Below are 25162 nucleotides of genomic sequence, written 5' to 3'. Positions count from 1 at the left end.
GGGCACTTCGCACGCGCAGCGGCTTTCGGATGGGGTATCCGGGCTTCGACGTTTCGGCCGGCTTCGGCCGCGAGCGCCGATCAGAGCTGAGCCGCTCGACTGCGGGTGTTACTGGGGGATTCACCCGAAGAACAGGCCTCGGTCCGAAGCCCGCGGGTGATATCCCAATGCTAGCACCGGCTACTCGACCGGCGTGACCGTCGCGCCCCTGACGTCCACGGCGAGCAGGTACGGCTGCCACGGCGCGCTCGCCTCGCGCTCGACGAGATCGGCGGCCGCAAGGCGCTGCGCCGGGTCGGAGCACAGCACGAGAACCGAGGGGCCGGCGCCCGAGATGACGGCGGCGAAGCCGTACGAGCGCAGCAGCGTGACGAGGCTGCTGGCCTCCGGCATCGCCGACGCGCGGTAGCTCTGGTGCAGCTTGTCCTCGGTGGCGGCGAGCAACAGCTCCGGGCTCTGGATGAGCGCGGCGATGAGCAGCGCGGACCGCGAGACATTGAACACCGCGTCCTCGTGCGGCACGGATTCCGGCTGCAGCGAGCGCGCGAGGGAAGTGGACATCACCTGGGCGGGCACGAACACGACCGGTGAGACACCCCGGTGGACGCTGAGCTTCTTGAACTGCGGCGCGCCGTTTTCGACCCAGGCGATGGTGAGCCCGCCGAACAGCGCAGGGGCGACGTTGTCGGGATGCCCCTCCATCTCGGCCGCGAGGCGGAGCAGCCGGGCCGAGTCGAGGTCGACGGCGCCGCCGAGCAGGCCCTTCGCCGCCATGATCCCGGCGACGATCGCCGCGGCCGAAGATCCCATGCCGCGGCTTTGCGGGATCGCGTTGTGCGCGATGATCGTCAGCCCGGGCATCGTCTCGCCGACGCTGTCGAAAACGTGCTGGATGGCGCGCACCACGAGGTTCGAGGAATCCGTCGCAATCTCGCCCTCGCCGACGCCGTGCACCTCGACGGCGAGGGCGGCGTCCGCGCGCGCGGTGACGTCGAGTTCGTCGTAGACCGACAGCGCCAGGCCCAGGGTGTCGAATCCGGGGCCGAGGTTGGCGGTCGTAGCCGGAACGCGCACGTGCACGCCCCGGCCGGCGGGGACGCTCACGCGTTCGCCTTCAGGCCGATCGCATCGGCCACCGCCGCAACGTCGACCGCGACGACGGTGGGCTTCGCCTCGGAGCCGTCGGCGAGGCGCAGGCCCCACTGCGGGTCCTTGAGGCCGTGCCCGGTGACCGTGACCGTGACGACGGCGCCGGCGGGGATGACGCCCGCGGCGGCGCGCTCGAGCAGCCCCGCCACGGAGATCGCGCTGGCGGGCTCGACGAAGATGCCGACCTCGGCGGCGAGGATCTTCTGCGCCTCGAGGATCGTCGAGTCGGAGATCGCCCCGAAATAGCCGTTCGTCGTGTCGCGCGCGGCGAGCGCGAGCTCCCACGAGGCGGGGTTGCCGATGCGGATGGCGGTGGCGATGGTGTCGGGGTCCTTGACCGGGTGCCCGAGCACGATGGGCGCGGCTCCCACGGCCTGGAACCCGAACATGCGCGGCAGCCTGGTCGTGCGGCCGGCCTCGGCGTCCTCGACGAAGCCGCGGGTATAGGCGGTGTAGTTGCCGGCGTTTCCGACGGGGATGAAGTGGAAGTCGGGGGCGTCGCCGAGCACGTCGACGATCTCGAACGACGCGGTCTTCTGCCCCTCGATGCGGTCGTTGTTCACCGAGTTGACGAGGTGCACGGGGTAGTTCGCCGACAGCTCGCGCGCGATCTGCAGGCAGTCGTCGAAGTTGCCCCGCACTTGCAGCAACTGGGCGCCGTGCACGATCGCCTGGCTGAGCTTGCCCATCGCGATCTTGCCCTCGGGCACGAGGACGACGGACTGGATGCCGGCGTAGGCGGCGTAGGCGGCGGCGGAGGCCGAGGTGTTGCCGGTCGAGGCGCAGATGACAGCCTTCGCGCCATGCTCGACGGCCTTCGAGATCGCCATCGTCATCCCGCGATCCTTGAAGGAGCCGGTGGGGTTCATCCCCTCGAATTTGATGTGCACCTGCGCCCCGGTGCGGCGACTCAGCGCCGGCGCGGGGATGAGGGGGGTGCCGCCCTCGCCGAGGGTGACGATCGGAGTGGCGTCCGTCACGTCGAGGCGGTCGGCGTACTCGCGCAGCACGCCCTGCCACTGATGCGTCATCTCAGGCTCCTTCGATTCTCAGCACGCTGGCGACGTCGGTGACGACGCTGCTCGCGCGCAACGCCTCGACAGTCGCGGCGAGCGCGGCCTCGAGGGCATGGTGGGTTCCAATGACGAGGCTCGCGGTCGGGGCGTCCGCGCCCGCCGCAGCGGTCTGCTGCACGGTCTCGATCGACGTGCCCTGCTCGGCGAAGATCGAGGCGATCGTCGCGAGCACGCCGGGCTCGTCGGCGACACGCAGGGTGATGAGGTAGCGGGTGCGCGCAGATTCGATGCCGAGCAGCGGCAGCTTGGCGTGAGTGGATTCCCCGACCCCCGGCCCGCCCGCGATATGGCGACGCGCCGCCGAGACCACGTCGCCGAGGACGGCTGACGCGGTCTGCAATCCGCCCGCGCCGGCGCCATAGAACATGAGGTCGCCGGCGGCCTCGGCCTGGACGAACACTGCGTTGTTACCGCCGTGGACCGCCGTGAGCGGGTGCTGCTGCGGCACGAGGGCCGGGTACACCCGCGCCGAGACGCCCTCGAGGCCGTCGGCGGTGGTGACGCGCTCGCAGATGCCGAGGAGTTTGACGACGTAGCCGAGCGACCTGGCGCGTTCGACGACCTCAGGGGTGACATCCCCGATGCCCTCGCGGTACACCGCCGAGAGCGGCACGGCGGTGTGGAAGGCGAGGCCGGCCAGGATTGCGACCTTCTGCGCGGCGTCGTAGCCGTCGACGTCGAGTGTCGGGTCGGCCTCGAGATAGCCGAGCTCGAAGGCGAGCTTCATCGCCTCGTCCTTGGTTGCGCCGTGCTCGGTCATCCGGTCGAGGATGAAGTTCGTCGAGCCGTTGACGATACCGAAGATGCGCTGGATGCGATCGCCCGCGAGGCTCTCGCGCAGCGGCCGGATGATCGGGATGGCGGCGCCGACGGCCGCCTCGTAGTAGAGCTGCGCGCCGACCTGCTCGGCGGCGTCGAAGAGCTCGGGGCCGTGCTCGGCGAGCAGCGCCTTGTTACCCGTGATGACGTCTGCGCCCGAATTCAGCGCCTTGAGGATGAGCGTCTTGGCCGGCTCGATGCCGCCCAAGAGCTCGACAACGATGTCCGCACCGAGGACAAGGCGCTCGGCGTCCGTCGTCAGGAGCTCGCGAGGCAGGTCAACGGTTCGCTTCGCGTCGAGGTCGCGCACGGCGATGCCGACGAGCTCAAGGCGGGCGCCGACGCGTGCGCCGAGCTCGTCACCGCCCTCCAGCAGGAGCTTCGCGACCTGGGCGCCGACCGTCCCCGCGCCGAGGAGGGCAATGCGCAGAGTGCGATATTCGATCATCAGCGGACGGCTCCGACGTCACGGGACAACAGGTCGGCCTCGGTCTCGCCGCGGACGATGACGCGAGCGGTGCCGGCATGGACCGCGACGACGGCGGGGCGGGCACTGTGATTGTAGTTGCTCGACAGCGACCAGCAGTAGGCGCCGGTGGCGGGCACGGCGACGAGGTCGCCGGGCCGCACATCGCCCGGCAGGTAGTCGGCGTTCACGACGATGTCGCCCGACTCGCAGTGGCGCCCTGCGATGCGCACGAGCTGCGCCGGGGCCGCCGAGGTGCGGGAGGCGATCCGCACGCCGTAGTCGGCACCGTACAGTGCGGGGCGCACATTGTCGCTCATGCCCCCGTCGACGCTCGCGTAGAGGCGGATCGCGGTCTCGCCGCCCGCCAGCGACACCTCGACGGGCTTGGTGGTGCCGACCTCGTAGAGGGTGATGCCGGCGTTGCCGACGACCCAGCGGCCGGGCTCGAAGCAGACGGTGGGCACGGGGATGCCGCGCTCGGCGCACTCCCCCGCGACGGCGCGTGCGATGTCGGCGGCGAGCGCCTCGATGGGCTCGGGGTCGTCGGCCGCGGTGTAGGCGATGCCGAAGCCGCCGCCAAGGTTGAGCTCGGGCACCGGACCGCCCTCGAGCAGGTCGGCGTGCACCGCGACGAGGCGGCGGGCGGACTCGGCGAAGCCCTCCGAACCGAAGATCTGCGAGCCGATGTGGCAGTGCAGGCCCACGAACTCGAGACTGGCGAAGCTGCGAAGGAATGCGACGGCGCCCGGCACCTGCGCGAGCGGGATGCCGAACTTCTGGTCCTCGTGCGCCGTGGCGAGGAAGTCGTGGGTGTGGGCATGCACACCGGTGCTCACGCGCAGCCGTACCCGCTGGCGGCGGAAGTGGCGGCTCGCGGCATCCGCCACACGCTCGATCTCCTGCAGCGAGTCGATGATGATGGTGCCGACGCCCGCGCCCACGGCGCGGTCGATCTCGGCGAGCGACTTGTTGTTGCCGTGCAGTCCGATGCGGGATGCCTCGACATCCGCCGCGAGGGCGACGGCGAGCTCTCCCCCGGTGCACACGTCGATGCCGAGCCCGGACTCGGTCACCCACCGGGCGACCGCGGTCGAGAGGAACGCCTTGCCCGCGTAGTAGACGCGCACCGCGGCGCCCACCTCGGCGAAGGCCGTCTCGAGCGCCTCGCGCACGCGCACCGCCCGCGCCCGCACCATCCCCTCGTCGAGGACGTAGAGCGGGGTGCCGAAGCGCGCCGCGAGTTCGGTCGTCGCGGCCCCGCCGACCGAGAGGATGCCGGCGGCGTCGCGCGCGGCGGACGCCGGCCACACCGCGCCGTCGAGCGCGTTGGCGTCGTCGGGCAGGCGCAGCCAGTCGGGGGCGAGGGGGCTTTCGGGCATGGCTACATCCTGTCGGGCGCGCTGACGCCGAGAAGGCCGAGGCCGTTGCGGATGACCTGGCCGGCGGCGTCGTTGAGCCACAGGCGGGTGCGGTGGACATCGCCCACCGGCTCGTCGCCCTGCGGGATGACCCGGCAGGCGTCGTACCAGCGGTGGTAGAGCCCGGCGACCTCTTCGAGGTAGCGGGCGACCCGGTGCGGCTCGCGCACCTCGGCGGCGTGGGCGACGGTGCGCGGGAATTCCTGCAGCGCGCCGAGCAGCGCGGCCTCCGTCTCGTGCACGAGCAGTTCGGGCGCGAAGGCGCTGCGGTCGACGCCGGCTGCCGCGGCGTTGCGCGCGACGGAGGCCGTGCGCGCGTGGGCGTACTGCACGTAGTAGACGGGATTGTCGTTGCTGTGCTTGGCGAGCAGGTCGAGGTCGAGGTCGAGCGGGGTGTCGCTCGAGGAGCGCACCAGGGCGTAGCGGCCGGCATCCACCCCCACCGCGTCCACGAGGTCGTCGATGGTGACGATGTTGCCCGCGCGCTTGCTCATGCGCACCGGCTGGCCCTCCTTGAGGAGGTTGACCATCTGCCCGATGAGCAGCTGCAGGTTGACGTTCGGAGTGTCGCCGAAGGCGGCCGCCATCGCCATCATGCGGCCGACGTAGCCGTGGTGATCGGCACCGAGCATGATGATGTTCTGCTCGAAGCCGCGGTCGCGCTTGTTGCGGTAGTAGCCGAGGTCGCCCGACATGTAGGCGGGTTCGCCGTTGGAGCGAATGATGACGCGGTCCTTGTCGTCGCCGAACTTCGTCGTGGCGAGCCAGGTGGCGCCGTCCTTCTCGTAGATGTGGCCGAGTTGGCGCAGGTGCGCGATCGCCTTGTCGACAGCGCCGGACTCGTGCAGGGAGTCCTCGTGGAAGTAGACGTCGAAGTCGACGCCGAAGTCGTGGAGCTTCTGCTTGATCTCCTCGAACATGAGGGTCACGCCGATCGAGCGGAACACCTCCTGCTGCTCGTCGCGGCTCAATGCGGCGAAGTCGCCGTCGTACTTGACGACGACCTGGTCGGCGATTTCGGAGATGTACGCGCCGCCGTAGCCGTCCTCGGGAGTGGGCTCGCCAAGGTGGCTCGCCAGCAGGCTGCGGGCGAAGCGGTCGATCTGCGAGCCGTGGTCGTTGAAGTAGTACTCGCGCGTGACGAGCCCGCCCTCGGCGGCGAGGATACGGGCAAGGCTGTCGCCGACGGCCGCCCAGCGCACCCCGCCCATGTGGATCGGGCCGGTGGGGTTCGCGGAGACGAACTCGAGGTTGATCGTCACGTCGTCGTAGAGGTGGCCGTGACCGTATGCCTCGGCCGCCTCGACGATGGTCTTCGCAAGGGCGCCCGCCGCCGCGGCATCCAGTCGCAGGTTGATGAAACCGGGGCCGGCGACCTCAGCGGATGCCACGCCCGGGATGCCCGTCGCGCCGGCCGCGACCTCGGCGGCCAGGTCGCGCGGGTTCGTGCCGAGCGGTTTGGCGAGTTTGAGGGCGATGGAGGTCGCCCAGTCGCCGTGCTCGCGATTCTTGGGGCGCTCGAGGACCACGTCCTCGGGCGCCAGCGCGACCTCGACACCGGCCTCGCGGACGCGCTCGACGATGGGGTCGATGAGCGCGAACAGAGCGGCCTGGAGGTCTGCGGGAGTCACGACCCTCGATTCTATCGGCGGCATCTGGCGTGCCGGTCGGCGAGCGCGCGGCGCCCTCGCCTACGCTCACGGTATGAGCAGGCTCCAGCCCCTTCTCCGCCGCACCATCCCCGTCATCGCGCTGGGCGCGGCGAGCGTGCTGCTGCTCTCCGCATGCTCGGTCTTCTTCCCTGGTGGGACGACCCCGCCGTCGGCGGATTCCGCCTCGCCGACCGGCACCGCGACTACCTCCGCCACGCCCACCGAGACCGCGACGGCGACCAGCGCGCCGCCCACCCAGACCGCCGTGCCGATCGCCCTGGCCTGCGATCAGCTCTGGACCTCGGACCAGGTGTACTCGTTCAACCCGAACTTCGGACCGAACCCCTCCTACGCCACCGCAGCAGGTTCTCTCGCGGCGCAGGTCATCACTGCCAGCGGCGTCGCCTGCGGCTGGGCGAGCCAGTCCGACGGCGGCAGGGTCGAGATCGCCGTCGCCAAGCCGTCGCCCGACGACTACACCCTCTACAGCGGACAGGCGGCCGAGAAGTCGCGGGTCGTACCGACCTACGGCACCGACGCAGGCACCACCGGCTACTTCAGTGCCGACACCGGTACGGCACAGGTCTTCACGAACGGCTACTGGATCGTCGTCGACTCGAACATGTTCCAGGAGCCGGGCGATGCCGAGGAGATCGTCGCCGACGTGGAGAAGAACCTGCCGTAGCGCGGGCAGCGCCCTCGCATCGTCAGGGGTGGCGCGACGCCTCGAACGCTCTCGTCGGCAGGGGTGGCGGTGATGAGGTAGAGCCGGGCGCGGCGGCGACACGGACAAGTGTCCCTGCCCGCCGCCCGGCGACAACAGGGGCCGGCATCGAATCGGGTGGTTTTCGTTGTGCGCCGGCACAGTCTCGGGTTAGCCTCGCTCCGATGTCCGGCACCACCGCCTCCCCGACCGCACCCGCGCCGATCGCCGCGCTCGAGAGTGCGCTCGAGAGTGTCGCCGACGAGGTCACCGCCGACATCCTCAAGGCCGAGGCGGCCTATCGGCGATTCCCGAACGCGGTGCTCACGCACGACACGATCCGCGAGCACGCCATCGACAACCTGCGGCAGATCACGGCCGCGCTCGCCGGGCGGCCCGATTCCGTCGAGCCCGCCCAGGCCTCCGGCCACTACAACGCCGAACTGGGGGTGCCGCTCGCCAGCGTGCTCCACGCCTACCGCCTCGCCGGGCTGCGGATGTGGCAGGAGCTCGTCACGCTCGCCGGCGACAACACCGAACCGGGTGACATGCTTGCGCTGTCGACGTCGCTCTGGCACACCATCGACCGCTATTCGACGGCATCCGCCGAGGCGTACTATTCCGTCCTCGATGAGCGCGGGCGGCGCGACGAGCAGACCAGGCGCGTGACGCTCATGGGTCTGCTCAACGGCGACGGCGCGGCGAGCCAGGGCACGGTGCGGCACATCCTCGACCTGCCGGGCAAGGCCTCGTTCGTCGTCGTCGTCGCGGAGCTCAGCGGCCAGGGCGACCCTCCCCCGGTCGTCGGGAGCCGCTCGCACGGCCGCGCCGTCACGGCGACGTGGGTGCAGTCGGCCGAGGAGCACATCGGATTGCTCGCCGCGGCCACCCCCGAGGCGATCCACGCCGTCGTCGACGAACTGCACCTCACCGCCAGGGCGCGGGTAGGGGTGAGCCGACCCTTCGCCGCGCTGGGCGAGGCCCCTGAAGCGCAGCGCCAGGCGAAGACGGCGCTGAAGTGCCTGCCGCCCGGCGCGGCCGGGACAACCCAGTATGGAAATGCGCCGCTCGACGCGCTGCTCGCGTCGAATGACAAGCGCACTCTCGAGTATGCGACGACGGTCTTCGCCGGCCTCGACAGGCTCGATCAGCGCGACGCGGCAGCCCTCGTCGACACGCTCGAGGCCTGGTTCGACAACGGCGGATCCTCGGCAGCGGCGGCAGCGGCGCTGCACTGTCACCGCAACACGGTCCTCAACCGGCTGAGCCGCATCGCAGACCTCACCAGCCGCTCGGTCTCCGACCCCAAGGAGTCGGCTGAGCTCTACGCGGCGCTGCGGGCGAGGCGGCTATCGCCTCGCCCGCAGCATCCCTAGTCGCGCCAGCCCACCCCTAGGCGACGCGCGACTGCGTACCCGCAGCGGCGAACGGCCGGCGGGTGGTCAGGTGCGCAAGGGCACCGACATTATCGAGAAGACCGCGCTCCGACGCGAGGGCGTACAGCCACGAGGGCCGGTCACCGCCCACGAAGGCGTCTGCGATGATCTTCAGCGCGGAGGACCGCGCGTGGGCTGAGTCGAGACGGTGCCCGACGGCGAGGTACTCGTCACCGACGATCTCGAATCGTGCGAGCGAAACGCGCGGGGAATCCGGCGCCTCCGTCATGAGAACGACGTCGACGCACTCGGGGTGGTCCGAGTCGAGGTCGTGCGAGCGCTCGAGCCACGACCAACTGCAACCGGGACGGCCTACCGACCAGCCGGCCGACGCGTAGACCTCGGCGTCGCCAGGCTCGACGTAGGCGATGATCTGCGAGTACCACAGTGCAGCGGCTTCGCTCATCGCCGTGCCGAGCAGGTCGGCGCTCACGCAGCCTGCACGGTACGACGGCAACACGGCGAGCTGGCGCAGGACGGCGGTGTTGTGGTCCCACTGGTCGGCACCGGCCTGGTCGGCGTCGGCCTGGTCGGCGTCGGCCTGGTCGGCACAGTCGCCCTCGCGTGGCAGCACGCGCGGGCTTGTGAAGACGTAGCCCACGATCCGGCCAAGGTGCTCGGCCACGAGGAAAATGTGGCGGGCCTGCTGCTCGGACGGAAGCTGGAAGAAGCGCTCGATCGGCGCGCGGTGGTCAGCGTGCAGCGCGTGGGCGAGCGCAGTCAACTCGGCCTGGTCGCAGGCAGCCGCGCGACGGACGGCGGGGGCGCCGTCCTTCACGCGGGGAGTCAACTCGGTCAGAGTCACGGGAACTCGTCTCTCTCGGGTCCGATCGGATCGAAGCGTGCGATCACTGCTGTTCTATATGGGGATGTCCGCTGCTCCGAAACGGGTTCCATCGCGGTTCGGAATCCGCGGTGGAAAACACCTAGTGAGCGGCGCCCGGCCGGATCTGGTCAGATGTCCAGGTCCGATGGAACCGAATGCGGCGCAGCGGACATCACTGTTATGAAAGCGGACCAGGGGCCGCCGATTCCGGGGGAATCGAAACCGAGCGGGGGCGGGTTGATGCGGAAGGTCGAGGGGTGCGAAATGGCTCTCAGCACGCCACATAAGATGTGCGCATGGCGCAGCCCGGACGCGACTCCGACTCGGACGCGGCCCTCTGGCTCGAGGCCACGCACGGCGGAAGCAGCGCGTTTGCGGCGATCTTCGATCGCCATCGCGTACGGGTGTTCCGCAAGGCCTACCGCAGCATCCAGAACGCCGCAGATGCGGAAGACGTCGTAGCGATGGTCTTTCTCGAGGCGTGGAAGAAGCGCGACGACGTCCGGTTCGTCGACGGCTCGGTGCTGCCGTGGCTGCTCGCCATGACCGGCTACGTCACCCTCAACGTCGAGCGCAGCAAGCGCCGCCACGGCATTGCGCTCTCGAAGCTGCCCCTCGACGAGGCCGAGCGCGACTGGAGCGAGGACGTCTCGGAGGACCTCGACCGCGCCCACCAGTGGGCCCAGGTACGCACGGCGATCGCCCGGCTCGGCGAACGCGACCAGGTCATGCTGCAGCTCGCCATCGTCGACGACCTCTCCACCCAGGAGGTTGCCGCAGCTCTTGACATCCCGGTCGGCACGGTCAAGTCGCGGCTTTCCCGCGCTCGCACCAGACTGCGGGAAGAGTTCGACAAGGCCGGCATCGCGTCCGACTTCGACGCGGCAGGAGGTGACCAATGAGCGCTGAGGAGCGCGAGGGGATGATCCCCGAGATGTCGGTCGTGCGCACCGCTGCGATCGAGCGCCTGCTCATGGACACGATCCAGGGCGAGCCTGCCGCGCGCCGCCGCCGCGTTCGCAGCCGGGTGCTCGCCTGGGGCACCGTCGGCGTCGTCGCGATCGCTGCGGCGACCGCTGGTGCGACGTTAATCCACGGACCGGCGCCGGTGACCAACAACACGCTGGTGCACTGCCTCGCCAATGCGGACGCCTCGTTGGTCAATACTGCAGGCGACCCCGCGGTGACGATCGTTGTCGGCACCGCCGGAGCCCCGGTGGTTCCGAACTACCTGGCAGCGTGCACGACGAACTGGCAGCACGGGTACTTCGATCGCCTGGGCCAGACGACGGTCGCAGCGCACACTCCTGGACATGCGCCGAGCGCCCTGACCGTGTGCGTGTTGCCTGACGGCTCTCCTGCCGTCGTTCCCGGCGCAGCGGATGTGTGTTCCGCAATCGGCCTCGCGACGTGGAAATCCTCGTAGAACGACCTGTTAGACGTCTCGTCCGCCGCTCACAGACAGCGGCGCCTGCTACCAGAATCGGACTGAACTCGTCTGGTCGTTACGGCTGTAAAAGTTCGCGCAGTTCGGGGTGCAGACGAGGTTGGCGCCGCCGTAATAGGTGTTCTGGAACACCTGGACCCAGCACTGACTGGCTCCCCTGGCAGAGCTGGCGACATCGTTCCAGCCGCTCGGCATGGATGTGATCCCGTAAGTGTTGCCGTTGATGCACTCGCCGCTGCCGTAGAACGTCAGGCTCGAGCCGCTGTAGTTCACGTCCTTGTAGAGCGTGCCGAGGACGTAGGAGTACGAGGAGAGCAGGCCGATGTCAGTCGTTGTTCCCGCGGAATCCGTGATCGACGACGTGTCAGCAGCGGCGACACCCTGCGCCTGCATATAGCTGGCTGCCTCGTCCGTGGTGTCGAAGCAGGTCGCGGTCAGGGGCGTGTCATTGATGTCGGCTACGCACCGCTGACCGGCCGGGTCATCGGTGAACGAGTTGCCGTACGGGTCCTGATACTTGTGGTGGCCGCCGAAAACACCGACGTAGTTGAACGGACCCCAATGAGACCCTCCCGGGCCCGCATCCACGCCGGAGCCGGCGGCGGACGAGACGGCGGGGGCCTCGACGGTCGCGACCGAGACGATGGCGGGCACCGCGACGAGTGCGGCAGCGGCGATCGCAGCGACGATCACCTTGGCACGTGCAGAACTGAGAAGAGACCTCACGCGACGAGCCTAAAGGGCAACGGTCGGCTCTCCAACCCCTGAGCAGCAGCGAGTTCTTCCCCCAAACAGGGGTGGGCGGGCGGATGACGGCGGCAGCCGCGGTCGCAGGACGGCAGCACCGTGATTGCCAGGGTTCTAGGGGATTCGCGCGCTAGCGTGTGAAGCAGCGATCGGCGTCTTGCCTTTGGCACGAACCGGCCCTCGGGGCCGACGATCGGATTGGCGCCACATGGCCGCATCCACCACTCCCGCGTCGCTTGCAACACTCGGCGAAAGTAGGCTCGGCGCGATCCGCGCCACCGTGCCGCGGACGGGCCCACGCGTCGACATGATCGCGTCGTACACCGAGTTGTCGCGCCGGGTGCGCGATCGCGGCCTGCTCGGGCGCAGTCGGCTGTTCTACTTCGCTATCGTCGCCGCACTCCTCGTCGCCTTCGGCGGGGTGGCCGTCGGCATGGTTCTGCTCGGCGATAGCTGGTTCCAGCTCCTCTTGGCGGGGGCACTGGGGTTGATCTTCACCCAGTCGGCGTTCCTCGCGCATGAGGCTGCGCACCGCGCAATCCTGAGCAGCGGCCCCGCGAACGATCGGCTCGGCCGGTTCGTCGGAACCTTCGTGGTCGGCATGAGCTACTCGTGGTGGATGAACAAGCACAGCCGCCACCACGCGAATCCGAACCAGATCGGCAAGGACCCCGACATCGATATCGACACCATCTCCTTCCTCGAGGAGGATGCGGCGAAGCAGCGGGGAATCCTCGCCTGGATAACGCGGCGCCAGGGCTACCTGTTCTTCCCGCTGCTGTGCTTCGAAGGGCTCAACCTGCACTGGATCTCGATGCGCCTGCTCGTCTCCCCGGCCGAGGTCAAGCACCGCCGATACGAGATCGCGATGATCGCGGCCCGCTTCGCGCTCTACCTCGGCGCGTTGTTCTGGTTCCTGCCGCCGGGGATGGCCGCCGCGTTCCTCGGCGTGCAGCTCGCCGTGTTCGGCGTGTACATGGGCGCATCGTTCGCCCCGAACCACAAGGGAATGCCGATCGTGCCCGCAGATGTCAAGCTCGACTTCCTCAGCAAGCAGGTGCGCACCTCGCGGAACGTGTCCGGCGGCTGGTGGGCGACGATCCTCTTCGGCGGGCTCAACTACCAGATCGAGCACCACCTCTTCCCCAGCATGGCGCGTCCGCAGCTGTCGAAGGCCCGCGTCATCGTGCGCGAGCACTGCGCGCAGGCCGGAGTGCCCTACACTGAAACAACGCTGGCTGAGTCATACGCCATCGTCACCGCCTATCTCAATCGAGTCGGCCTTCAGGCACGAGATCCTTTCGCCTGCCCGATGGTGGCTCAATACCGCGGCGCCTAGCGCACGCCTCCCCCTTTCCTTTACGCTTTCCCTGCTGCACCACGCCGATGGCGATCGGAGTGCGGCATCCCCTCCCCCACATCCGTCCGCGGCTCCGAGCCGCGGCATACAGGGCCGCGACCGCGGCCCGAGAGCACAAGAAAAAGAAAGAACACGACATGGCCACCGGCACCGTCAAATGGTTCAACTCCGAAAAGGGCTTCGGCTTCATCGCCCCTGACGACGGCTCCGCCGACGTTTTCGCCCACTTCTCCGCCATCACCGGCAGCGGATTCCGCAACCTCGAAGAGGCGCAGAAGGTCGAATACGACCTCGAGCGCGGTCAGAAGGGCCCCCAGGCCGCGAACATCCGCCCGCTCTGAGAGCGGCACGGCCCCTCGCGGGCCGAATGGCGGAAGCCGGGCGCGGCACTGAGGTGCGGCGCCCGGCTTCCGCCGTTAAGCTCCGGCCCTCAGGCGAGCGACAGGAAGAGCCTCTCGAGCTCGTCGAGTGAGAGATCTGCGGCATCGGAGCCCTGCCCCGCCTCGTCATTGCCGAGGCAATCCTTCATCGCGGTTGCCACGATCTGGAACCCGGCCCTGTCGAGTGCCGAGCTGACCGCTGCGAGCTGGGTGACGACATCGCGGCACCCCGCGCCCCCCTCCATCGCCGTGACGACCGCGGCGAGTTGACCCTGCGCGCGCCGCAACCTGTTGATGATCTTCTTCTGCGCGTCTATCGCGTTCGAATCGCCCATGAGAGCTTCTCCACCTTCCGCTTTGTGCATCGCTCGTTGTGCAACGATACCCCATGGGGTATATTGGCAAATTATACCCGGTGGGGTATCCAATGCGTTGAAACGGGGAGCGATCTATGTGTTATGCGGTGAAGTGCACGACGTGCGGAAAGACGACGTGGGCCGGGTGCGGGCAGCATATCGACCAGGTGCGGCGCGGCGTGCGCGCATCCGAGTGGTGCCCGGGGCACCCGACGGAGCCGTCGAGCAGCGGCTTCCTATCCCGGCTGTTCGGAAGAGCGTGAGCTTGTGAGGGAGAACGCGATGACCGCTGCGCACCCGGAGGCGAGGCCATGAGGATCGTGATCGTCGGCGGCGTGGCCGGCGGCATGTCCACGGCGACCCGGCTGCGACGGCTGGACGAGGAGTCTGAGATCGTTGTCTTCGAACGCGGTCCAGAGGTCTCGTACGCCAATTGCGGACTCCCGTACTACGTCGGCGGGGTGATCTCCGAGCGGTCCCAGCTGCTACTCCAGACGCCGGAGTCCCTGCACCGCCGGTTCCGACTCGACGTCCGCGTACGCCACGAAATTCTCACCATCGACCGCGGCGCGAAGACGGTGACCGTCCGCGACACCGTCCGCAACACCGAGGCGCTCGAGCCCTACGACAAACTCGTCCTCGCAGTCGGCGCCCAACCGCGTATTGCATCCGATCTCGGCGGCATTCCGGTGCGGAACATGCGCACCGTCGAAGATGCCGACGAGATCATCGCCGTGCTGCCCGAGCACGGCCACCGTGCGGTCGCCGTGCTCGGAGGCGGATACACCGGGCTCGAAGCCGCTGAGAACCTCGCCCACCGAGGTGCCCTCGTCACGCTCGTTCACCGCGGACCGCATCTGCTCTCACCCCTCGACCCCGAGATGACGTCGCCGGCGATCGCGACACTGCGCGCTCATGGCGTCGAGGTACGCCTCAATACCGATGTCACCGGTGCCGATGCCGACGGACTGCAGCTCAGCGACGGCTCTCACCTACCCGTCGCCCTCGTGGTGGATGCCACCGGCATCACGCCCGAGACCTGGCTGGCGAAGCACGCCGGCCTGCTCCTGGGACCGACGGGTGGCATCCATGTCGACGAGCACTGCCGCACCAGCGACCCGGATATCTTTGCCGTCGGCGACAGCGTGGAGAAGAACGATCTCGTCGGCGGCAGCCCGGCACTCGTCGCCATGGCCGGCCTCGCGAACCGGCATGGCCGGATGGTCGCCGACATCATCGCCGGAGGCTCCCCCACGATGGCCCCCGCACTCGGCACTGGAATCGTCGAGATCTTCGGCCTCGCCCTCGCCAAGGTCGGCTGGAGCGAACGGAGGGCACGCGAGGCCGGAATACCGCACTACGTCGTACACGTTCATCCCGGTTCCCACGCCGGGTACTACCCCGGCGCCGAGACACTCGCGATGAAACTCATCGCCGCATCGGACGATGATCGCATCCTCGGGGCCCAGGTCGTCGGTCGCGACGGGGTCGACAAGCGCATCGACGTCATCGCGACCGCGATGCAGGCCGGCATTCCCGCCGCGCGACTCGCCGGGCTCGAGCTCGCCTATGCTCCGCAATTCGGCTCGGCCAAAGACGCCGTCAACATCCTCGGCTACGTCGCCGAGAACACGCGCACCGGCACCACCCCCACCGTCCAGTGGCATGAGCTCGACGCGGCCTGTGCCGCCGGGGCGACTCTCTTAGACGTCCGCGACCGGGTCGAGTTCGACGCCGGATCGATTCCGGGCGCCATCAATATCCCGCTCGACGAACTTCGCGCCCGGCGCGACGAGCTGCCCGACGGCGAGCTGATCGTCCACTGCCAGGTCGGTCAACGCGGGCACTATGCCACGCGCATTCTCGCGCAGTGGGGCCGTCGCGTGCGCAACCTGGACGGCGGCTACCGCACCTGGCTCGCAGGGGAGTTCAGCGGATAGCAGCCGGCAGACCTCGCCCCGAGGCCGGCGGCCAGGGTCGCACGCCAGTACCCGGAATCCGTCAGGCGGCGAGCAACCGTGGCGCGAGCTCCTCGACCCGCTGGGCGAGGTCCTCGAGCGCGGCGTCGAAGGCCTGGTCGGTGCCGGCCGGCACCGGGTCCGGCACCGACCAGTGCAGCGCCGAGGTCGCGCCAAGCTCTTCGTAGGCGTTGTCGCAGACCGCGACCACCCAGTCGCCGGCTTCCAGGACGTCCGCGAGCGCCCGGGATTTCTGCGACCGGAGCACGAGACCGTGACGTTCGGCTGCCGCGACCGCGCCAGGGGCGACCCCCTCGGCGGGCTTCGTCCCCGCGGAGGCCACGGGCACGGCACTGCGGAGACTCCACAGCGCGGCGGCGAGCTGCGAGCGGGCCGAGTTCGCCCGGCACACGAACACCACGCGATGCGCGCTCAGCGCGGGGGCGGTCACGCGCGCATCCAGCGCACCCGGCACCAGGCGCACATAGCTGCGCCGCCGGTCGGCCTCGGACCGCGAGCGCGTCACCAGGCCGGCGTGCTCGAGGACGTTGAGGTGGTGCGCGAGCAGGTTTGAGGGAATGCCGCCCAACCGGGCGCTCAACTCGGTCGGCGAGAGGTCGCCGAGCGTCAGGAGATCGCCGATCCGCAGCCGCTGCGGGTCGGCGAGCGCCGCATGGCGCGCCGCACGAATCGTCAGATCATTTAGCTCAGCTGTCATTGCCTCAATGTTGACTGAGTCAGATGAATCCGTCAAGATGGTGCCGCCATGACCCCCTCTGCCACAGTCACCACTGCCCTCTGGCGTCGCACGCTCGCCGAATTCCTCGGAACCGGCCTGCTCGTCACCGTCGTCGTCGGCTCCGGCATCGCCGCCGCGCAGCTCTCGCCGGGCGACACCGGTCTCGAACTGCTCGAGAACTCGCTCGCGACCGCCCTCGGACTGGCGGTGCTCATCCTGCTGTTCGCACCGATCAGCGGTGCGCACTTCAACCCCGTCGTCACGCTCGTCGACGCGGTGCTCGGCGGCCGACCGTGGCGCGAGGTCCCGGCCTTTCTCGTCGCGCAGTTCGCCGGGGCGATCGGCGGCAGCGTTCTCGCGAACGCCATGTTCGGCGTCGGCACCGCGCTGTCGACCACGGAGCGCGCCTCCGCCGGGCATCTGCTCGGCGAGGTCGTCGCCACCGCCGGCCTCGTGCTGCTCATCTTCGTGCTCGCGCGCACAACCCATTCGCTTGCCGTCGCGCCCGCGGTCGGCGCCTACATCGGGGCGGCGTACTGGTTCACGTCGTCGACCTCGTTCGCCAACCCTGCGGTGACGATCGGGCGCGTCTTCACCGACACCTTCGCTGGGATCGCCCCCGGCTCGACCCCCGGATTCCTCGGGGCCCAGCTCGTCGGCGCGGCCGTCGGCCTCGGCCTGCTTCTCCTGCTCCTCCCGCCGCGAAAGGCCTGATCATGCCCCACATCGTCGCCATCGGCGGCTCTGACGCCGGTATCTCGGCGGCGCTGCGCGCCCGCGAGCTCGACCCCTCGGTCGAGGTCACGGTCGTGGTCGCAGACCGCTACCCGAACTTCTCGATCTGCGGCATCCCCTACTACTTCTCGGGCGAGGTGCAGCCCTGGCAGTCGCTCGCGCACCGCACCGCGGCCGACCTCGAAGCCACCGGAATGCGGCTGCGCCTCGACACCCTCGCGACCGAGATCGATGCGGACGGCAAACGCCTGGTCGTCCGGAACGCCGACGGCAGCCTGCACGTCATCTCCTACGACGAGCTCGTCGTCGGCACCGGCGCGCTGCCCTCGCGCGCAGGCATAGACGGCCTCGACGCCCTCACCGCCGCGGACGGCGTCCACGTCATCCACTCGATGGGCGACACCTTCGCGCTGGATGCCGACCTCGAGGCGCGCCGTCCCGAGACCGCCATCATCGTCGGCGCCGGCTACGTCGGGCTCGAGATGGCCGAGGCCTTCACGGCCCGCGGCATCCGGGTGACGCAGCTGCAGCGCGGTCCGGAGGTGCTCTCGACCCTCGACCCCGAACTCGGCGCGCTCGTGCACGAGGAGCTCGCCGCGCACGACGTCGAGGTGGTCGTCGGCGCCGCGGTCGGGCGGATCGAGAAGACGGCTGCCGGTCTTTCCGTCAGCGGCGTGCGCGACGGCGAGCCGTTCACCCGCACCGCCGACCTCGTGCTCGTCGTCGTCGGCGTCCGCCCGAATGCTGAGCTGCTGGAGCGTGCGGGGGCGACGCTCGGCGCCGGCGGCGCGGTCGTCGTCGACGAGCGCATGCGCACCGGAATCCCCCACGTCTATTCGGCCGGCGACGGCACCGTCACCCGCCACCGGCTGCTCGGCACGACATACCTGCCGCTCGGCACCACCGCGCACAAGCAGGGCAGAGTCGCCGGCGAGAACGCGCTCGGCGGCGACGCGGTGTTCGCGGGTTCGGTCGGCACGCAGGTCGTCAAGGTGTTCGACCTCGTCGCCGCCCGCACCGGACTGCGGCAGCGCGAGGCCGAGGCCGCCGGGTACTCGCCTCGGACGAGCACCGCGGCCGCCGACGATCACAAGCGCTATTACCCGGGCGCGCATCCGATCCGGTTCCGGATCACCGGCGATGTCCGCGACGGGCGGCTGCTCGGCGCCCAGCTCGTCGGCACGCTCGGCACCGAGGTCTCGAAGCGCGTCGATACGTACGCCACCGCCCTCTATGCCGGGCTCACCGTCGAGCAGCTCAGCGAGCTCGACCTCAGCTACACGCCGCCGCTCGGCTCGCCGTGGGATGCCGTGCAGGTCGCGGCGCAGGCCTGGGGGTAGCGATGGTGCCCCACTCGGCACCCCGGAGGTACGGCACCGGGTGCCAAAAGGTGGAAGGATAGAGGCATCCCGAGGGGTCTCGACGACGAGCACCTGCCCGCCGCGGGACGCCACCGATCACCCGCCCGCGTCGCGGGCGACAACAGGAAGGCACCACCATGGGGCTGCTCGAAGGCAAGACCGTATTCATCACCGGCGGGGGGCGCGGTCAGGGCCGAGCGCACGCCGTCGCGTCGGCACGTGAGGGCGCCGACATCCTCTTCGTCGACACGACGAAGCCGTTCGCGAGCGTGCCTTACCCGCACACGACGGCGGCGGACATGGCCGAGACGGTGCGACTGGTCGAAGAGCAGGACCGTCGGGTGCTGTCCATCGAGGCGGACGTGCGCGACCAGGCGGCTCTCGATGGCGCGGTCGCCCAGGGGATCGCGCAGTTCGGGAAGATCGACGTGCTGATCGCCAACGCCGGCATCTGGACGCTGGCGCCGATCGCGGACATCACCAAGGAGACCTGGCAGGAGATGATCGACATCAACCTGACCGGCGTGTTCCAGAGCGTCAAGAGCGTCGTCAAGCACATGATCGAGCGTCAGACCGGTTCGATGGTGCTCACCTCGTCGATCAACGGCCTGGAGGGCGGTCCCGGCTACGCCCACTACGCAGCCGCGAAGTTCGGCGTCGTCGGCCTGATGAAGTCGCTCGCGCTCGACCTCGGCCCGCACGGCATCCGCGTCAACACGGTGAACCCGGGCGCCATCCTCACCGGCATGACCGACAACCAGATGGCGTGGGACATGTTCGCCGGTCATCCTGGCGGGACGCACGAGGACCTCGTGCGCGGCGGGTACTCGTTCGGAATCCTGAAGGGAGTCGGCATGCTCGACCCGATGGAGATCGCGAACGCCGCCGTCTGGCTCAACTCCGACATGGCCCGCACCGTGACGGGCATCACCCTCCCGGTCGACGCCGGTCACCTTGGACTCCCCGGGATCAATATGAACCCTCAGATGTGACATCTGCGACATGCACGAACGGCGCCCGGGCGGAACGATCCGCCCGGGCGCCGTTCGTGCGGCCGGGGCCTCAGCGGAATTCGAGGCTGCGGATCGAATTGCTGAGGTTGACGCCGGTGAACGCGGTACGCCCGGACGCGGGGTCGTCGGAGGCCCCGATCGCGACCAGGAGCGGAACGAAGTGGTCACTCGTGCGATGGGCGCCCTGATTGCCCGGGCCCTTCGCGCGGAAGTCGACGAGGTCATCGACGGCACCGGCGACGAGGGTGCCGGCCAGCCACTCGTCGAAATCGCGGTTGTAGCCGGGCAGTTCGTTCCAGGTGGACGGGTCGCGCTGGAACATCGACATGTCGTGCGTGGCGAAGCCAGACCCGATCACGAGGTAGCCCTGGTCTCGCAGCGGGCGCAGCGCCTGCCCGAGCTTCAGGTTCGCTCCGGGCGAGAGGTCGGGCATCGACACCTGCAGCACCGGCACATCGGCGAGCGGGTACATCGCCATGAGCGGGATGAAGGCACCGTGATCGAGGCGCCGATCGACGTACTGATGGATGCTGCCGGCGGGCCCCGCCAGCATGGGCGCGACCTCCTGCGCGAGCGCGAGACTGTCGGGCGTCCAGTACTCGGCCTCGTAGTACCGCCGGTGGAACCCGCCGAAGTCGTAGTACAGCGGCACCTGCGGGTCGGTCGCACCGATCGCGACCGGGGCGTTCTCCCAGTGCCCGGACACGATCACGATTCCGCGCGGCTTGGGGATGGTCAGACTCCAGTCCAGCAGGGCCTGCAGCCACTGCGGCGAATCCAGCAGAGGTGGTGCGCCGTGCGAAAGGAACAGAGTCGGCAGCGGGCCGTCGGACGGCTCCCAGCGGCGTGCGGCGCGGGAACGCTCCTGCGCACGAGGAAGGAATGCGTCGTACGCGCCCATGGGCACCGCTGGGCGCAGGGCCTTGAGCGAGTCATCTCGGACGACTATGTCGGACATGGCTGTGTCAACCCGGTCCCGGGGTCCGGTATTCCCGCATCGGCCCGCCGAGCACAGCCAGCCGAAGGGGCAGGATCCAGTGCGCGGCCAGGATGCTGCGCCCGTCGATCATCGCGCGCTGTCGCGCCGGCGAGACGACCTACGAGCTCGCCAAGGCATTCGGCAATCACCCATCGACAGTCGGGGCGATTCTCCGCCGGCACGGTGTCGAGAGAAGGCCCGCCAAGAGACGATCGTGGCGATCCCAAAACCTGCTCGCAGACCCCTGGCCCGCCGTGGTTGAGGCGATCGCGCAGGTGCTGCGGGTCACCGATCCGCGTGACGGGGCGGCGCGTATCACCGGGGCATGGTCGACAGCACGCTCCTCGAGAAGCTTCGGCAGTTCGACGCGCCTCGCTCCTCGAGGTCCGCGACGAGATCGCCCGCATGATCGAGGACGAGCCAGCCCTCCGGACCCTTCCTCACACGACGAGACGCTGCCAACACGACCTCCAGAATCTAGAAAGTGTTGCAATCATCACTAGAAACCACCAGTCGAATCGGCCCATTGTGATTGGCCGGACTCTGGCGTAGCCTCCCGCTATTGGCACTCAGTGCCGAATTCAGAGCAATGACCGCTCGCCCCGATCGGTGTCGGCCGTGCATCACATCGAAGGGATGAGAACCAATGGGGAAACTGGAAGGCAAGGTCGCCTTCATCACCGGAGCCGCTCGCGGCCAGGGGCGCAGTCACGCGCTGCGGCTGGCGCAGGAGGGCGCGAACATCATCGCGGTCGACCTCTGCGGACAGATCGACACCGTGCCGTATCCGATGTCCACGCCGGATGACCTGAAGGAGACGGTCGCCGGCGTCGAGGCGCTGGACCGCCGCATCGTCGCCCTCCAGGCGGATGTGCGGGACCCGGCGGGCCTTGCCGCCGCCGCCCAGGCGGGTATCACGGAGCTTGGCGCGATCGACATCATCCTCGCCAACGCGGGCATCGCCCCGCAAGGTGGCACCGGCGACGAGTTCCAGACCTTCCGCGACGTGGTGGAGGTCAACATGTTCGGCGCCTACAACGCGGTGAAGGCGGGCGTTCCGTCGATGATCGAGAAGGGGCAGGGTGGTGCGATCGTGCTGACCAGCTCCACCCAGGGGCTGTCCGGCGCCGGCGGTGACGGCACGGGCGCCACGAGCGGCTACGCCGCGTCGAAGCACGGCGTCGTCGGCCTCATGCGCACCTTCGCCAACTGGCTGGCACCGTACTCGATCCGGGTGAACACGGTGCACCCCACCGGTGTCAACACCCCGATGATCGTGAACGAGTCGATGCAGAGGTACCTCAGCGCCAATCCGGGGATGGGCGATGCGCTGAAGAACCTGCTCCCGGTTGATATGGTCCAGCCGATCGACATCAGCAACGCCATCGCCTGGCTGGTGAGCGACGAGGCTCGCTACGTGACCGGTGTGACCCTGCCGGTGGACGCCGGCTTCACCGTGAAGTAGCAGGTGGATCGCCAGGGTCGCCGCTCCCGGCCCTGCCGATGCACGGCTCAGAGGCGTGGACGCCACCGTCGCCGAATCCGACCCGATCCGGGACGCCGCGGGCCAGCCCCGAGCAGCCACGAGTCCGGCTGAGGCGACGGGCGTCGGGCGGCGTAGCATCCGGGCGAGGGACGACGAACGATCGAGCGGGTCGTGATCATGCACCAGTTGGCAGCGCAGCTACACCGAAATGATGACGCTCAGTTGCTGTCGAACCGCCGCGACGAGGCCTCCACGCCGAATCGCTGCTCGAGGGCGTCGGCATGGGTGCGGCGATGCGGCTGCCCTGACGATCGACAGCTCCTCCTCGAGTTCCCGAACGCGTTTCCGGGCAGCCCGCAGTTCAGCACTCTCTACCATCGACCGGCCGGGAAGCGCGCCGCGATCGATGCGATCCTGGCGGACCCAGTTGCTCAGGCCGCCGGCACTGATGCCGAGGTCGTAGGCGACATCGGCACCACGGCGACCGGATCGCACGAGCGCGACCGCGCGCGCCCGAAACTCGGCGGGATAAGGCTTCGGCATGATCAGAGCCTTCCAGCAAAGGCCCGATCACCACATACGACGTGGCAACCATCCCGTGAGGCAGGTCAAACTGCCACCAGTTCCTGCATCAGCACCTTCCGGTCTTGACCGTCGATCAGTGTGGCGGGTCCGAGCTCATTGCCGGCCAAGAACCACATAGGAAATTCCTGGCCACAACAAATAATGGACCTATTTGACTCGAGCGGACATTTAACTGCGAAGGGCACGTAATTGGGAACCATCCGGTAATGGCCTGAGACGAAATGGGCTTCGATGAAACGTCGCACATCCCTCGCTGGCTTGGTGTCAGGCCTCCTCCTAGTTGCCGGAGTTGTCGTCGTTCCTACGGCGGCCGCGAACGCTGCATGCGTGGAGGCCGTCGGAAGTGGCAGCGCAGCAAGCGCCGCAACCGTCTCTCCTGATACCAACTGCTGTACGGTGACGGAACTGCTTACCTCAGGCGGCACGGCATATCACATTGGGTTCCCCGGCGGCGGTCCGTTCAGGGATGGTCCCGGCCCCGGCACGATGGAGGAGTCCATCTCCTCGGGCAAGGAAGTGAACGCGACGCTCGGCAGCAGCGCGTCGGTATCACTGAGTTCAGTGATTGCATCGGCACAAGTATCCGTTTCCGCCAGCCTCGAGGCATCGGCAACCACTACTGTCACGAGCACGTTCTCGAAGGCCATTCCCAGTGGCAAGTACCTGAACGCGCAGTTCGTGAGCTACGGGTACAAGGTGCCGTGGAAGGAAGTGCGCGTTGCGTCAAGCTGCGCCGAGACCACTCTCTATTCCGGCACTGCAACGATCCCTTCGAACTCGATCGGTTGGTACAACTGGACAACAACGTCATGATATTCGCGCGCCGCACCTCCGCAGCTTTCGCCGCCGTCCTGCTTGGAGCGGCAGCGCTGGCGGGATGTACTTCAGCGGGTGGAGGAGGTGGCGGAACCATGTCGTTGGCCCCCTCGCCAGCCTCGACACAGACGACAGCGGAAGCGACGGTGCCAGCTACGTTTGCAACCCCATCACGTGAACGGCCGGGAACCCTGGCGTTCGTGGCCTTCACGACGGGAAATGCGCCTATCAAGCTGGCGGCAACTTTTTCTGCAGTATCGAACTATTTTGTCGCGGTTCGCTGCGCGTCAGTGGGCGCGGCATCGCTTCGCTACACCGTTCAGTCTCTCGACGGCAAGACGCAGTTTCAGTTTGGCTCGGTCGGGTGCAATGCACGTGATTTCGAAGTGGATGGCGGTCAATCGAACGTTCCAAAAGGCACACCGCTCCGGTTCACGATCAGCGGTGACCTGGGTATCATTCGGGAGGCCGTGGGCATCGTTACCACGGACCCGAGCTTCTAGCCTGCTCGGCCAACGCTGAACCGGCCCCCGGTTCTCTGCCGCTTCTCTGCGGATGTCATCAACCCGGGGGTCAAGTCTCGTGTCGTGGTGTCACTCCGGTGAATCGGCCTGGCTTTCGTTCCGTCATTTATTTCAGGATGGACGGCGATGCCGGGTGACGTCCCGCTGAGTGGTGGGGTTTCGGGCACCGTGCAGGGTCAGCTGTTTGATTATGCCGCGGTGAGTTCCGGGGCCGCTACCTGCTCCGTTTCAGTGGTGAGGAGCTTCATGGAGTGCTCGCTGAAGTAGCGGCGACCGGCGCCGCCCCATTCGTCGTGCTGCTCGATCAGGACGTGCCCGGCCAGGCGCAGCAGCGCGGCCGGGTCGGGGAACGTGCCGACCACGTCGGTGCGGCGTTTGATCTCCTTGTTTTGTTGACCCGCTCCAGGGGGTTCGTGGACCAGATCTGACGCCAGTGCGCGACCGGGAATCCGCAGAACGCGAGGAGGTCGTTGCGGGCGTCCTCGAGCATGCCGGCGACCTTCGGGTACGACCGGGTCAGCATCCGGACCACCTCATCGAACTGGGTCTGGACGTGCTCCGGGTCGGGCTGGGCGAAGATCGTGCGGATGATCGACGCGACCAACGGCCCGGCCGTCTTCGGGACGTTCGCGAGCACGTTCCGCAGGAAATGCACCCGACACCGCTGCCAGGCGGCGCCCTGGAACACGGTCCCGGAATGCCGCGACGTCCTCGTCAAGGTTGGCGCAGATCCGCGACACCTCGGACTTGGAAATGCCGGTGTCCGCGCCGAGCGCCTTCACGAGATCATCGACCTTGCGGGTGGAGACGCCGTGAACGTACGCCTCCATCACGACCGCGAACAGGGCCTGGTCGACCCGACGACGCCGTTCCAGCAACGACGGGAGAAACGACCCTTGCCGCAACTTCGGGATCCGCAATTCGAGCTCGCCAGCGGTCGTGGTCAGCGTCCGCGGTCGGGTGCCGTTGCGTGGTGTGATCCGCTCCGGGGTGCGCTCGAACGGGACGGCGCCGATGAACGCGGCCGCTTCCGCATCGATCAGCTCCTGGTAGAGCGTCTCGGTCGCGACCCGGATCCGGTCATTCACATCGGTGAGCTTCAGTCCCTCCGAGCAGATCGAGGAGGGC

23 protein-coding genes and 2 pseudogenes are annotated in these 25162 nt (G+C 68.6%); 13 read left to right on the top strand and 12 right to left on the bottom strand.

Annotated elements, in window-relative coordinates:
• Positions 1-180: 180 nt before the first annotated feature.
• From thrB to argS, 5 genes are read right to left on the bottom strand one after another with little or no spacing between them, the layout of a single operon-like run.
• The gene (thrB, locus tag M7D61_RS08090) at positions 181-1104 is read right to left on the bottom strand and encodes a homoserine kinase (protein ID WP_298229330.1); all 924 of its coding nucleotides are present in this window, start codon (positions 1102-1104) and stop codon (positions 181-183) included.
• The gene (gene thrC / locus M7D61_RS08085) at positions 1101-2180 is read right to left on the bottom strand and encodes a threonine synthase (RefSeq protein WP_298229328.1); all 1080 of its coding nucleotides are present in this window, start codon (positions 2178-2180) and stop codon (positions 1101-1103) included. The genes thrB and thrC overlap by 4 nt, the downstream gene beginning before the upstream one ends.
• Position 2181: 1 nt before the next feature.
• Positions 2182-3492 (bottom strand): homoserine dehydrogenase, encoded by a 1311-nt coding sequence (locus M7D61_RS08080; protein ID WP_298229326.1) that lies wholly within the window; start codon positions 3490-3492, stop codon positions 2182-2184.
• Entirely contained in the window at positions 3492-4892 is a 1401-nt protein-coding gene (gene lysA / locus M7D61_RS08075) for a diaminopimelate decarboxylase (RefSeq protein ID WP_298229324.1), read from the bottom strand. Before lysA ends, M7D61_RS08080 begins: the two co-directional genes overlap by 1 nt.
• Positions 4893-4894: 2 nt before the next feature.
• The gene (gene argS / locus M7D61_RS08070; protein WP_298229323.1) at positions 4895-6562 is read right to left on the bottom strand and encodes an arginine--tRNA ligase; all 1668 of its coding nucleotides are present in this window, start codon (positions 6560-6562) and stop codon (positions 4895-4897) included.
• Positions 6563-6635: 73 nt separating this feature from the next.
• Between argS and M7D61_RS08065 the strand changes: the two genes are divergently transcribed.
• A complete protein-coding gene (locus tag M7D61_RS08065; RefSeq protein WP_298229321.1) occupies positions 6636-7268 on the top strand; it encodes a hypothetical protein in 633 nt (210 codons plus the stop codon).
• Between the two features lie 203 nt (positions 7269-7471).
• Positions 7472-8662: a helix-turn-helix domain-containing protein gene (locus M7D61_RS08060; RefSeq protein WP_298229319.1), complete on the top strand. Its 1191-nt coding sequence runs from the start codon at positions 7472-7474 to the stop codon at positions 8660-8662.
• 16 nt (positions 8663-8678) lie between these two features.
• Here M7D61_RS08060 and M7D61_RS08055 read toward each other — a convergent pair whose 3' ends face one another.
• Complete coding sequence (locus M7D61_RS08055) at positions 8679-9527, bottom strand: hypothetical protein (RefSeq protein WP_298229317.1); 849 nt, start codon at positions 9525-9527, stop codon at positions 8679-8681.
• Positions 9528-9844: 317 nt separating this feature from the next.
• Here M7D61_RS08055 and M7D61_RS08050 point away from each other — a divergent pair, with 317 nt between their 5' ends.
• The gene (locus tag M7D61_RS08050) at positions 9845-10450 is read left to right on the top strand and encodes a sigma-70 family RNA polymerase sigma factor (RefSeq protein ID WP_298229314.1); all 606 of its coding nucleotides are present in this window, start codon (positions 9845-9847) and stop codon (positions 10448-10450) included.
• The gene (locus M7D61_RS08045) at positions 10447-10974 is read left to right on the top strand and encodes a hypothetical protein (RefSeq protein ID WP_298229312.1); all 528 of its coding nucleotides are present in this window, start codon (positions 10447-10449) and stop codon (positions 10972-10974) included. Before M7D61_RS08050 ends, M7D61_RS08045 begins: the two co-directional genes overlap by 4 nt.
• A 48-nt stretch (positions 10975-11022) precedes the next feature.
• On the opposite strand, the gene M7D61_RS08040 is transcribed toward M7D61_RS08045, so the two are convergent.
• Positions 11023-11721, bottom strand: a complete 699-nt coding sequence (locus M7D61_RS08040; protein WP_298229310.1) for a peptidase inhibitor family I36 protein — start codon at positions 11719-11721, stop codon at positions 11023-11025.
• Positions 11722-11950: 229 nt separating this feature from the next.
• Between M7D61_RS08040 and M7D61_RS08035 the strand changes: the two genes are divergently transcribed.
• Together M7D61_RS08035 and M7D61_RS08030 are read left to right on the top strand one after the other, a co-directional pair.
• Positions 11951-13081 carry an acyl-CoA desaturase gene (locus M7D61_RS08035; protein ID WP_366083903.1) on the top strand — a complete coding sequence of 377 codons (1131 nt, stop codon included), beginning with the start codon at positions 11951-11953 and terminating at the stop codon, positions 13079-13081.
• 158 nt (positions 13082-13239) lie between these two features.
• Entirely contained in the window at positions 13240-13443 is a 204-nt protein-coding gene (locus M7D61_RS08030; protein ID WP_298229308.1) for a cold-shock protein, read from the top strand.
• A gap of 89 nt (positions 13444-13532) precedes the next feature.
• Here M7D61_RS08030 and M7D61_RS08025 read toward each other — a convergent pair whose 3' ends face one another.
• Complete coding sequence (locus M7D61_RS08025) at positions 13533-13817, bottom strand: metal-sensitive transcriptional regulator (protein WP_298229306.1); 285 nt, start codon at positions 13815-13817, stop codon at positions 13533-13535.
• A 332-nt stretch (positions 13818-14149) separates the two neighbouring features.
• Here M7D61_RS08025 and M7D61_RS08020 point away from each other — a divergent pair, with 332 nt between their 5' ends.
• On the top strand, positions 14150-15778 hold the full coding sequence (locus M7D61_RS08020; protein ID WP_298229304.1) for an FAD-dependent oxidoreductase: 1629 nt from the start codon (positions 14150-14152) through the stop codon (positions 15776-15778).
• Between the two features lie 61 nt (positions 15779-15839).
• On the opposite strand, the gene M7D61_RS08015 is transcribed toward M7D61_RS08020, so the two are convergent.
• Positions 15840-16514: a helix-turn-helix domain-containing protein gene (locus M7D61_RS08015; RefSeq protein ID WP_298229302.1), complete on the bottom strand. Its 675-nt coding sequence runs from the start codon at positions 16512-16514 to the stop codon at positions 15840-15842.
• Between the two features lie 48 nt (positions 16515-16562).
• Here M7D61_RS08015 and M7D61_RS08010 point away from each other — a divergent pair, with 48 nt between their 5' ends.
• The 3 genes from M7D61_RS08010 to M7D61_RS08000 all read left to right on the top strand — a co-directional run bounded on the left by M7D61_RS08010 (position 16563) and on the right by M7D61_RS08000 (position 19623).
• Positions 16563-17249 (top strand): MIP/aquaporin family protein, encoded by a 687-nt coding sequence (locus M7D61_RS08010; RefSeq protein WP_298229300.1) that lies wholly within the window; start codon positions 16563-16565, stop codon positions 17247-17249.
• Positions 17250-17251: 2 nt separating this feature from the next.
• Positions 17252-18610 (top strand): FAD-dependent oxidoreductase, encoded by a 1359-nt coding sequence (locus M7D61_RS08005; protein WP_298229298.1) that lies wholly within the window; start codon positions 17252-17254, stop codon positions 18608-18610.
• A 158-nt stretch (positions 18611-18768) separates the two neighbouring features.
• Positions 18769-19623, top strand: a complete 855-nt coding sequence (locus M7D61_RS08000) for a mycofactocin-coupled SDR family oxidoreductase (protein WP_298229296.1) — start codon at positions 18769-18771, stop codon at positions 19621-19623.
• A 70-nt stretch (positions 19624-19693) separates the two neighbouring features.
• On the opposite strand, the gene M7D61_RS07995 is transcribed toward M7D61_RS08000, so the two are convergent.
• Positions 19694-20602 carry a class III extradiol ring-cleavage dioxygenase gene (locus tag M7D61_RS07995; RefSeq protein WP_298229294.1) on the bottom strand — a complete coding sequence of 303 codons (909 nt, stop codon included), beginning with the start codon at positions 20600-20602 and terminating at the stop codon, positions 19694-19696.
• Positions 20603-21269: 667 nt separating this feature from the next.
• On the opposite strand from M7D61_RS07995, the gene M7D61_RS07990 reads away from it, so the two are divergent.
• The gene (locus tag M7D61_RS07990; RefSeq protein ID WP_298229292.1) at positions 21270-22088 is read left to right on the top strand and encodes a mycofactocin-coupled SDR family oxidoreductase; all 819 of its coding nucleotides are present in this window, start codon (positions 21270-21272) and stop codon (positions 22086-22088) included.
• A 312-nt stretch (positions 22089-22400) separates the two neighbouring features.
• On the opposite strand, the pseudogene M7D61_RS07985 reads toward M7D61_RS07990, so the two are convergent.
• A pseudogene (locus M7D61_RS07985) lies at positions 22401-22652 on the bottom strand (transposase); the annotation flags it as partial.
• Between the two features lie 369 nt (positions 22653-23021).
• Here M7D61_RS07985 and M7D61_RS07980 point away from each other — a divergent pair.
• Positions 23022-23507 carry a hypothetical protein gene (locus tag M7D61_RS07980; protein ID WP_298229290.1) on the top strand — a complete coding sequence of 162 codons (486 nt, stop codon included), beginning with the start codon at positions 23022-23024 and terminating at the stop codon, positions 23505-23507.
• 203 nt (positions 23508-23710) lie between these two features.
• Positions 23711-24013 carry a hypothetical protein gene (locus M7D61_RS07975; RefSeq protein WP_298229288.1) on the top strand — a complete coding sequence of 101 codons (303 nt, stop codon included), beginning with the start codon at positions 23711-23713 and terminating at the stop codon, positions 24011-24013.
• A 209-nt stretch (positions 24014-24222) separates the two neighbouring features.
• On the opposite strand, the pseudogene M7D61_RS07970 reads toward M7D61_RS07975, so the two are convergent.
• A pseudogene (locus tag M7D61_RS07970) lies at positions 24223-25162 on the bottom strand (transposase); the annotation flags it as partial.

Source organism: Gryllotalpicola sp., assembly GCF_027352875.1.
Classification (GTDB): Bacteria; Actinomycetota; Actinomycetes; order Actinomycetales; family Microbacteriaceae; genus Gryllotalpicola.
This window is presented reverse-complemented; position numbering and strand designations above follow the sequence as displayed.